Genomic DNA, 10,260 nt, shown 5'->3' on the forward strand with positions numbered 1-10,260 from the left:
TGGTGACATAGAGATTAACTCTACTACGCTATCGCTGAGCATCACGCCTTGAGCGTCGGTAACATTAACCGTCAGAGTCGCCGCAGAAACTGCCGCTGAAAAAAAATAAGTTAAACAGAGCAAATATGTTTTAAATGGGATCATTTGCATGTATTCGCCTCATTAATAAAAGTGCAGCAAGAGTGCCGCGTAACGGTTAATGATCTAAGCAATATGGCATCATAACCTACAAGAATCAAAATACAGCATCATCACAACGTAATGCGACTATTTGTTTCAATATACATCAGCAAACGAGGTCTTTATGAAAGTGTATGTATCCATCAGTTTAGTCCTTATATCGCTAATCCTGCTTATCCCTGGTGTGACAGAACCGATGCTAACAATAACGGGCACCATTGAAAAGTCGCAGTTAGTCGATACAGGTAAGGATATGTTAATTCAAGATATAACGGAAGATTCTCGTGCTAATACCCGTGGGATACTGGATTTTGCCGCCAGTATGTTAGGACTAGATACGCTAAAAGGCGAAGTGGAGGTTTTTCGCAATAGCCGCAGTATCATCGATACCATAACAGCACTATATCAATCACATCATTTGGTGGTGGCCATGTTGGTCGGGTTGTTCAGTATTGTGATCCCTGCGATTAAGTTAATCACTATGCTCATATTACTACTGCCTGTGTCGCCCTTAATCAAGCAAAGGCTGAGTAAAATGATCAGTGTTATCGGCAAATGGTCTATGGCCGATGTTTTTGTGGTCGCTATTATTGTGTCTTACATGGCAGGTAATGCGTCAGCGGGAATGGGCGACATGCTTAAGACTCAATCCCAGTTTGAAATCGGTTTCTATTATTTTCTAGGCTACTGTATTTTTTCAATCGCCAGCCAGATGATGATCGATATGACACAAACGCAAAAGTCGCAGAATGCCTCTCGCTAATATAGACAGCCGAGGCCGCTAGACTTGTGAGCTGACAACATTGAGATTCAACGTTAATGTAAAAAGGGCTTAAATCAGCTTATTATTTTGATGATTCATGGGAATCACGATAACAAGTCATTATGGTTATGGGTAATCGAAGTCGCGATATTTCGCGACTTATGTTTTACAATGGTTATAATGAGTTTATGTACTAGTAACCTTAAGATTGGCTATGACTGACTCTACAACCCCTGAATATATTGGCTCCGATCATTTTCTGCCTGAAAATACTCTGTTGCTTAATGCCATGACAGAGGGCGTGTATGGTTTTGATTTAGCTGGTAATGCGGTGTTCATTAACCCCGCAGCAGAGCAAATGACAGGCTGGAAAAGCGCCGAATTAATTGGCAGAAATATTCACGACTGCCATCATCATAGTCATGCCGATGGTAGCCATTATCCTCAACATGACTGCCCTATTTATCGCACCTTACATGATGCTATTCCTCGGCAAGTGAATGAAGATGTATTTTGGCGTAAAGATGGCAGCAGCTTTCCGGTGTATTACAGCTCAACCCCTGTATATGATCAGCAACAACTTGTCGGTGTTATCGCGATATTTCGTGATGTAAGCATGCAAAAACATACCGAGCAATCTTTAAGACAAGCATTAGCGCAAGTGCAGGCCTTATCAGAACGGTTAGCATCAGAAAATCAATACTTACTCACCGAGCTACAAGGCCAGCAAGGCGCGTCAGGAATATCGGGTAACAGCCAACCTATCAATCAACTCATGCAACAGATCCACTTGGTCGCTAATACCGACAGTACGGTACTCATTTGCGGTGAAAACGGCACCGGCAAAGAGCTCGTTGCGCGTAACTTACACAGGCTAAGTCATCGTAAAGACCAGCCGATGGTGAGTGTTAACTGCGCTGCATTTTCGACTGCATTGCTAGAAAGTGAGCTGTTTGGTCATGAAAAAGGCGCATTTACCGGCGCCACAGCCCGTCGTAAAGGCCGATTTGAATTAGCCAATAATGGCACCTTATTTTTAGATGAAATTGCCGAACTGAGTTTATCGGCACAATCTAAATTGTTACGGGTAATTCAAGAGCAAAGCTTCGAGCGCGTTGGCAGCAGTGAAACCATTAAGGTCAATATTCGCTTAGTGGCTGCTACCCATCACGATTTAGCCGCGCGAGTAGAGCAAGGCTTGTTTCGCATGGACTTATATTACCGCTTGAATGTATTTCCTATTACCGTACCTCCTTTACGAGAACGCCGCGAAGATATTCCGCAATTAGTCAGTGATTTAGTCACATCGCTGAGTAAAAAGCTTGGTAAAAAAATCACTAAAGTGAGCACTAAAGGACTGAAGAACTTACAGCAATACACTTGGCCCGGTAACGTACGTGAGTTGCAAAACCTGATTGAGCGAGAAATGATTTTATCGCAAAGCGGTCATTTGCTGTTTAATACTTTACCTTCCGCGGTTGCCACGCCGTTAGCTACCAGCACGTTAACCATGGCACAAGCCGAAGCCGCACATATTATTATGGTATTAAATGCTAGTCACTGGCGTATTTCTGGCTCGTCTGGTGCTGCTGCGATGTTAGATATGCCTGCGAGTACCTTACGATCTCGGATGAAAAAGTTAGCCATTACTCGCTAATTTTTATTATTTTCCTTACTAAGTCACGATATATCGTGTAAAAGGTGATATATCGTGATTTGGTTGTATAGTTTTTTGGTTTTAGTTGTTTTAAATCAAGTGATTAAATTGAAATTCAAGTTGGCTTAGTCTTTGCTATAACAGGGCAATATTGTGTTATAGGAATACATTTATGCCCAAATCATCATCTCCAACTCCATCAGCCACTAAGCCAGTTGATAAAGCTGCCGTTTCACAACGGATTCCAGTGGTGCAAATTGCTACGCCGTCGACAAAAATTCATGTTCGAGAACAGAAGGGCGTATTTCAACGGCTGCGTCAGCACAGTAATACTTTACTGATTGCGATTTTTTTCCTGATCCCATTTATCAATTATCAAGGCCGACAAGCCGTTCTGTTTGATGTAACCGAACAGCAATTCTTTTTCTTCAATATCACTTTGTGGCCACAAGACTTTACCGTATTAGCGTGGTTTTTTATGGCCGCGGCTTTTGCATTGTTTTTTGTCACCGTTTACTGGGGCCGAGTGTGGTGTGGCTTTTTGTGTCCGCAAACCGCATGGACTTTTATATATATGTGGGTTGAAGCCAAGGTAGAGGGCAATCATCATCATCGAGCGGCATTAGATAAAGCACCATGGTCACTGAGTAAAGTGCGTAAACGAGTGACGAAGCATGCGGTGTGGATGGTGTTTGCCTTGCTAACCGGCTGCGGGTTTATTAGTTATTTTATGCCTGCACGCGAGTTATATGTTGATATTTTTAGCATGAGTAGTGGTTTTTGGACTGGCACCTGGGTGTGGTTTTTTGCCATATGCACTTATTTAAATGCCGGCTGGATGCGTGAAATGATGTGTTTGCATTGTTGTCCTTACTCGCGTTTTCAAGCGGTGATGTTTGACGCCAACACTAAAACAGTGAGCTATGATGCTGATCGAGGGGAATCTCGTGGGCCCCGTAAGCGATCACAAAAAACAGAACTAGGTGACTGTGTAGACTGTAATTTGTGTGTTGACGTTTGCCCCACTGGGATTGATATTCGTAACGGCTTGCAATACGAATGTATTAACTGCGGTGCCTGCGTTGATGCATGTAATCAAACCATGGAAAAATTTGGTTATGCACCCAATTTAATCAGCTTTACCAGCGAAAACGCCTTAAAAGGACAACCAAAATCCAGCCTGTTGTCGCTAAAATCGCTTGGTTACGCCAGTGCATTACTGATCATGATAGTGCTGATTATTAGCGATTTAAGTCACTTAAGTCATATACAGCTCAATGTGATCCGCGACCGCCAAACCTTGTATCGTCAAGTGGGCATCGATCAGATTGAAAACAGTTATCAACTTAAAATTCGCAATAAAACTCAACAAATGGCTTTTTATCAAATCAGTATCAGCAATGACGATCCCCAAAAGCAAACATTGCAAATAGTCACCGACAGCTTGATTGCGATAAAACCTGCAGAACAACTGGATTATCCGTTGACCCTCAGTGGCCGCCTGAGTGACCGCACGAGTGATAGCACCCAACAAACGGTGCAATTTAAGGTGACCCAAATTCAAAGTTTGGAAAATCCAACGCCAACGGAACCTGCTAATGATATCTCGCAAACATCACGCTTCTTTTGGCCATAATCTCAGTATCTCAGTATCTCAGTATCTCAGTATGGCGGCATAAACGCGTGTCGACATTATTGGATGCAACGCCGCAAAATGGTTAAGTAACAAAAAGGCTTGTCGCATTATTAATGGGACAAGCCTTTTTTGCTAAATAATTACAGTGTTATCGCGATAAACCATTAACGCTGATGAAGTGCGTAGTCAGTGCCATCTTTAGCAGTAAACACTTTACAGTTGCCTTCAGTTGGCTGACAGCCTGTATGGATTAAGCTAATCCACTGCTTGTATGGCGTCGGCAAATTCTTGATTGGAATCGCAACCTGAATGTCTTCAATATTAGCCTGGTCTGTGGTGCCCATTTGTCCTTGGCGGTCGAAACAAATCTCAACATGGGTATCATTATTCTTTAATACAACAGACGTTGGTTCACTTTTGTGACCTGTCAGTGCCACAAATTGACATGGATTTTGTAAACCACACTGAGAGCCGTCTTTTAAAAATGCCAATAAATGCGTGTAGTAAACTACATAGCTGCTGACATCTTGGTGTGAGCCTTCAGTTAATGGAAATTGTGCATCCAAAAAGTCTTTTGCGTTTGTGGTGCGATCCTGTTGATTCGTCGTTGCCACAAATTGCTCACCAATGAAGCGGTTAAGGTTTTGGGTGGCTGTTGCGCTTGCTTGAGTAGACATATTCATCGCCTTATTCCTCTTCGTATTGTTGTAGGTCACAAAACCTTTTTCAGTATTGTTTATCATTAAGCCTTGTTCGCAGCTTGATTTTTAGTCTATGCTATTTTTACAAACAATTTCACAATAAAAATTTTACAGTGTGAATTATACAAAATGAGAAATGAAAAAAGCTTAATGCGAAAGACCCATTTTTTGGGCACAAAGATAAGAAACTTGCGTAAACGCAATAACTTAACCATGGAAGATTTGTCTGCTCGTTGTGTGCGTGTTGACTCAGGTAACTCGCCGTCAGTGTCATACTTGTCAATGATCGAGCGCGGAAAACGTGTCCCTAGTGCTGATATGTTGGCGGTAATTGCGGTCGTTTTTCAAAAAGAAGTGGAATGGTTTCTTGATGATGTGCCAGAAGATGAAGCGATTACGCCTGAAAAAGGCAATAAAGGCGGCATTAGTGGTATGCCGCTAGAGCCGAGTTTTTTGTTCTCCAATGACATTTTGCAAATTGCCATCCCTGAAATGTTGTCGCAAACCGGCACCAGTGGCCGCCAATTTGCTCATTTACTGATCCGCGCCCACCAAGAACATCATCAAAACCATTTTCCTGATTTAGAGCGTGCGGCCGAAGAAGTCGGCTTAAAGCGTATGCCGCTTGCCACCGAAGATATTATCGATATTGCCAAAGGCATGGGCTTAAAAATTAAATGGATCGACCGTGCTCCTAAAGAAGTTATCAACGAAATGGGCTTGAGTTCTAAGCAGTTGGTTACCTCATTTTTTGAGCCACCGGGAACCATTTATATCAGTAATCTTTTGAAAAATAGACCCAGTCGGTTGAGATACGATTTGGCCGTGCACATAGGCCATTGTGTGTTGCACAATAAAGACGGCTTAAAAAGTGTGATGATGTCGGGGCGCCGTGATGACTTTGATGATGCGCTGGTCCCTCAGTCAAACACTTTGAATGCACAAGATATTTTGCATGCATGGCGTGACTTTGAATCAAGCTTTTTTGCGGGCGCTTTGCTGTGTCCTAAAGTGCCGTATCGGCAGTTACTTGACCGACATGGCTATGAGATTAGCGTGCATAAACAACTGCAGGTGTCAGCGTCTGTTGCTATGCGCCGCATGACGGTAGTGTCGCCTTATCCGCACTGGCATTACTTTGATGCCTACGCACCGGGTAAGCTAAAAGCGGTTTATCGTGGTAATGGCATTCCTTTGCCTTGGGGTAACATGCGCCTGGTAGAAGATCCTTGTCAGCACTGGGCCGTGTTTAGAATGATTAACGAGCCAGTCGCAGGCACGTCTGCGCAAATATCGATTTTAAATGTCGGTAATGAACCGCGTATTTATTGCTGTGAATCGATTAAGGTTGATGACTCGGCAGGTAATCCGCATGTGTTATGTGCGGGTATTGATTTAAATCCGGCGATTGAAGCGCAAGGCAAAGATGCGCAGTCGATTGCACATGAATTAAAACAAGCTTGCTCAACGGGCGGCGGCTCAATCATTATCCCCAAACATATCCAAAAGGATCTCACCAGTGTGGCGAAAATCCTTAATATTAACTGGATTGAGCGTGGGATTAAAAAAGACGCACAGCTAATTTGTTCGCGTGGAGCAGTGTGCCCACGTCAACCAAGCTGTTATGCCGCAGGGCGTAATTTATGTGAAGGGGATCAGGGCTAAGTATTGAGTGCCGTTTTTCGGTTATTTTTTACTTTTAGCGCTTACAGAAGTTATTTCATCAAATACTCTCGTTAACGATTACGAGAGTATTGATTACTTTTATGCAAATCTGGCAGCACATAAATTGTGCCTAAGCTTAAATAACCTCAGCCCGAGTTAATAAACCGTTATCAAACGGTCCTTTGTCTCGCTCACTGTGCTTATCGACTTGCTATATGCTAGCTATTCACACGTCAATACGCCTTGTCAGCAATACTAATGACAAGTTTGATGTTAAATAGGCCCAATTATGTCATTTTACCTGACTTATCTCACCTTTTAACCTGAATTGAAGTTATATAAAGTGCTCAGTAAGTAGCTTAAAAAAGAACGTTTCGAGAGTCTCTTGCATAGCTTGAGTGTGCAGTATGCTAGCCACAGGGCACTCATCACCAAAGTGACTGACGAGTTGTCCTATTTGCGCGAAATTCCATTCAGGATGAAACTGCAAACCAATCGCCTGCTGGTGGCGATACATTTGCACATTACACTGTACGGAACTGGCCAGCGACACAATACTGTCAGGTAAGTTAATGGCTTGATAATGCCATTGCGGCACGGTCATTATCGTACCATCAGTAAAGGTTACCTCATGCCAACCCAGTTCAGGATTAGGCATATCAATCACTTGGCCACCAAGTTCAGTTGCCAATAACTGCGCGCCCAAACAAATGGCTAATAAAGGGACTTGTTGGGTTAATGCCTGTTTAATTAATCTCGACTCAGTTTGCATCCAAACGGGGTTATCCACCACATTCATCGGCCCGCCTAAAATAATCAATCCTGAGTAAGCATCGAGATTTTTCGGCAAAGATTCAGGCGCATAAAAACACTCAAGTTCGATACAGTGTTGTTTGGCCCATAGTGCAATTCTACCGACGCCTTCAGCGGGGTGATGCTGAAATACTGCAATTGTTTTGTGGATCATTTTAGTTCATCCAACTCTATATACACTCTTGAAACCGTGGTTGCCGGACTGGCCGTTTTTAGCTTTGTGCTTGAGGTCGTTAAAGAAGTGTTTTTAGGCGTAGTGTCAGGCAATACATTAAGAAGTAGGGCTTCATCGTTAAACAAGTTTGCCGCATCAACAGAGATAACAATTTCTTCGGGTAAGCTATTGCCGACATTATCGAGGCGTACAACGTGATCGGCATCTGGTCGAGTCGTCAGGCGTTTAACAAGAAACTGCACTTTATCGTCAGGGGTATTATTAACCTTAAGGTAAGTATTATTGTTGGTTTTCTGTTGTTCGAACTGGATATCTAATTCATTGAATATTATTATTTTATTTACGGTTAACCCTTGGTTTTTCCATTGGATTTCACCGCCGCGTTCAAAATGGCCTTTAACAATATCCACGTTTAAATGTTCAATATGGCCAGGGTGATCAGGAGATAACATCGATAGGTCAAATTGTTGCGGCACTATGGTCCAAATTGGATATCCACTAGCAGCCGATAACGTTAAGCCGTTTATGACAGCTGTGTTGATCTGGGGATCGTCAAAGGTTAGCTGCAACACGACTTGAGCATTGTGTGGGGTATGAAACATCGGTAAATGCGAGGCAAATAAACCATATTCACTGCCAAACAACAGCATGCCGTGAAGTCCGACTCGAACTTGAGGTGTTATAGGGCTATTTGATGAGGTATCAACTTGTGTCGCGTTGGTAGTCAGTGGCAGTAGCATCAAAATGGCCAATAAACCCCGACTGAAATACTTGTAAAAGCGGCGTATGGATAATGGCGAAAACAGTGTGGTGATATAGCGATTTAATAGCATATTAGCGGCTCTTCTGTGTAGATGGCAGATGGGGCCGTCCCCGATGTGAATACCTGTCGATGAAAAGTGGTGAATGTCAGGCTGAGGTCGTCCTCAATGGGTTAATCATATCGATTAAATAAAGAATAAACCAGCTGTTATGAGGGGCGATTCACAATTTGGATTCAATTCCAAAAGCAAGCCTATGCAGTAATTTCCTTGAAAGTCCTACCTACAATTGATTAGTTGATATTCGCTGTTATTTTCACCAAACATTAACAATAGTTCCCGTTTTGGAATTGATTCCATCGATATGATGAAGCGTCAATAATATAAAAAGGGGTGATAACCTATGAGCAATATAGATCTATTAGGGCGCCGTAAGTTTATTGCTGGTCTAGGTATTGCTGCTGGTGCAGCGATGGTAGCACCAGCAATGGCAGTGTCTGAAAAGGCAGATGGTGTTAAATGGGACAAAGAAGTTGAAATCGTCATTATTGGTTCTGGTTTTGCGGGGTTAGCTGCCGCAATCGAAGCCACCAAACATGGTGCAAAAGACGTTCATATATTTGAAAAAATGTCCTATTTTGGTGGTAACTCGGCTATTAACGGTGGGCTTTTTGCCGCACCAGGCACGCCGATGCAAAAGAAAGAAGGTGTTGAAGACTCGGTAGACAGAATGGTTAATGACCAATTATTGTCTGGCCGTGGCATTGCCGATGAAGGGTTATTACGCCATGTCGCATCTCATGCGGTTGAAGCGTTACAAATGACCTTAGATGCAGGTTCTGAATACCATCCTTACTTACAACAACTAGGCGGTCACTCGGTTGCACGTACTTACCAAACCTCAGTAAGTTGTGGTGCTGGTATCACCCAACCATTGTACAAAGAGTGTAAACGTATTGGTGTAAACACCCACAATCGTTCAAAATTTGAAGGGTTTCTTGTCGGTAATAAAGGCGAAGTTGTTGGTGTTAAAATGCGTCAAAACTATCACTTTGGCGAAGACCAGCCTGGTAAAGTACTCAATATTCGCGCCAAACGTGGTGTGATTATGGCTACCGGTGGCTTTGCGCAAAACGTTGATTTACGTATGGCGCAAGATCCAACCTTAACGGCAGACGTTGGTTGTACCAACGCACCAGGTGCAACAGGCGAGGGCATGTTTGAAATGTTCCGTTTAGGTGCTATTCCTGTGCATTTAGCTCACATTCAATCAGGCCCTTGGGCTTCGCCTGATGAAGGTGGCTTTGGTTATGTGTCTAACTATTCAATTTTCAATTTACCTCATTCAATTGCTGTTAGTCGCACAACCGGTAAGCGTTTCATGAATGAAATTGCCGATCGTAAAACACGTGCTGATGCTGAATTAAGTAACCGTGATGAAAAAGGCAATCCTGTACCACCACTGTTGATTTCAAGCTTTAAAGACTCTAAAGCACATCCAAATACCGAAAAAGTGATTAAGTACAATGTCGGTTGGAAGTTTGAAAGCCTTGAAGAGTTGGCAACACACTTTGGTGTCCCTCTAGCTGGGTTAAAAGCACAAATCGCTGAATACAATGGCTATGTAAAATCTGGCGAAGATAAGCAGTTTGGCAAAGATATGACGTTGGCTAAAAACAAAATGATCGAAGCGCCATTTACTGTCGTTCGTTTGTGGCCAAAAGTGCATTACTGCCAAGGTGGTGTAAAAGTTAATACCAAAGCCGAAGTAACAGATAGCTTTAGTGTATTGCCAATGGTGTCGATTCTATGATGGCACTTGATAGCGAAGACTTTGCTTTTTAAGCTAGCCAATCACTTAATTAACTAAAATCGATTGAGATTATCAATAGAAAAAACCGTAGTGACT

8 protein-coding genes are annotated in these 10,260 nt (G+C 42.8%); 5 read left to right on the plus strand and 3 right to left on the minus strand.

What is annotated here, in order from left to right:
• Positions 1 to 304 precede the first annotated feature (304 nt).
• The 3 genes from H5202_RS13665 to ccoG all read left to right on the plus strand — a co-directional run bounded on the left by H5202_RS13665 (position 305) and on the right by ccoG (position 4,236).
• The gene (locus tag H5202_RS13665; RefSeq protein ID WP_182772554.1) at positions 305 to 943 is read left to right on the plus strand and encodes a paraquat-inducible protein A; all 639 of its coding nucleotides are present in this window, start codon (positions 305 to 307) and stop codon (positions 941 to 943) included.
• Positions 944 to 1,157: 214 nt separating this feature from the next.
• On the plus strand, positions 1,158 to 2,600 hold the full coding sequence (locus tag H5202_RS13670) for a sigma-54 interaction domain-containing protein (protein WP_182772555.1): 1,443 nt from the start codon (positions 1,158 to 1,160) through the stop codon (positions 2,598 to 2,600).
• Between the two features lie 172 nt (positions 2,601 to 2,772).
• On the plus strand, positions 2,773 to 4,236 hold the full coding sequence (gene ccoG, locus H5202_RS13675) for a cytochrome c oxidase accessory protein CcoG (protein WP_182772556.1): 1,464 nt from the start codon (positions 2,773 to 2,775) through the stop codon (positions 4,234 to 4,236).
• A 164-nt stretch (positions 4,237 to 4,400) separates the two neighbouring features.
• Here the strand turns inward: ccoG and H5202_RS13680 are convergent, their stop codons facing one another.
• Positions 4,401 to 4,913 (minus strand): malate synthase, encoded by a 513-nt coding sequence (locus H5202_RS13680; protein WP_259397320.1) that lies wholly within the window; start codon positions 4,911 to 4,913, stop codon positions 4,401 to 4,403.
• A 153-nt stretch (positions 4,914 to 5,066) separates the two neighbouring features.
• Between H5202_RS13680 and H5202_RS13685 the strand changes: the two genes are divergently transcribed.
• A complete protein-coding gene (locus tag H5202_RS13685; RefSeq protein ID WP_182772558.1) occupies positions 5,067 to 6,602 on the plus strand; it encodes a DUF3612 domain-containing protein in 1,536 nt (511 codons plus the stop codon).
• Between the two features lie 334 nt (positions 6,603 to 6,936).
• Here the strand turns inward: H5202_RS13685 and H5202_RS13690 are convergent, their stop codons facing one another.
• Both H5202_RS13690 and H5202_RS13695 read right to left on the minus strand, forming a co-directional pair.
• Positions 6,937 to 7,569, minus strand: coding sequence for a type 1 glutamine amidotransferase (locus tag H5202_RS13690; RefSeq protein WP_182772559.1), 633 nt, complete (start codon positions 7,567 to 7,569; stop codon positions 6,937 to 6,939).
• Positions 7,566 to 8,423 (minus strand): hypothetical protein, encoded by an 858-nt coding sequence (locus H5202_RS13695; RefSeq protein WP_182772560.1) that lies wholly within the window; start codon positions 8,421 to 8,423, stop codon positions 7,566 to 7,568. Before H5202_RS13695 ends, H5202_RS13690 begins: the two co-directional genes overlap by 4 nt.
• Positions 8,424 to 8,754: 331 nt before the next feature.
• Between H5202_RS13695 and H5202_RS13700 the strand changes: the two genes are divergently transcribed.
• On the plus strand, positions 8,755 to 10,164 hold the full coding sequence (locus tag H5202_RS13700) for a flavocytochrome c (RefSeq protein ID WP_259397321.1): 1,410 nt from the start codon (positions 8,755 to 8,757) through the stop codon (positions 10,162 to 10,164).
• The last annotated feature ends 96 nt before the right edge of the window (positions 10,165 to 10,260 follow it).

It is taken from the genome of Shewanella sp. SG41-4 (assembly GCF_014164505.1).
Lineage (GTDB): Bacteria > Pseudomonadota > Gammaproteobacteria > Enterobacterales > Shewanellaceae > Shewanella.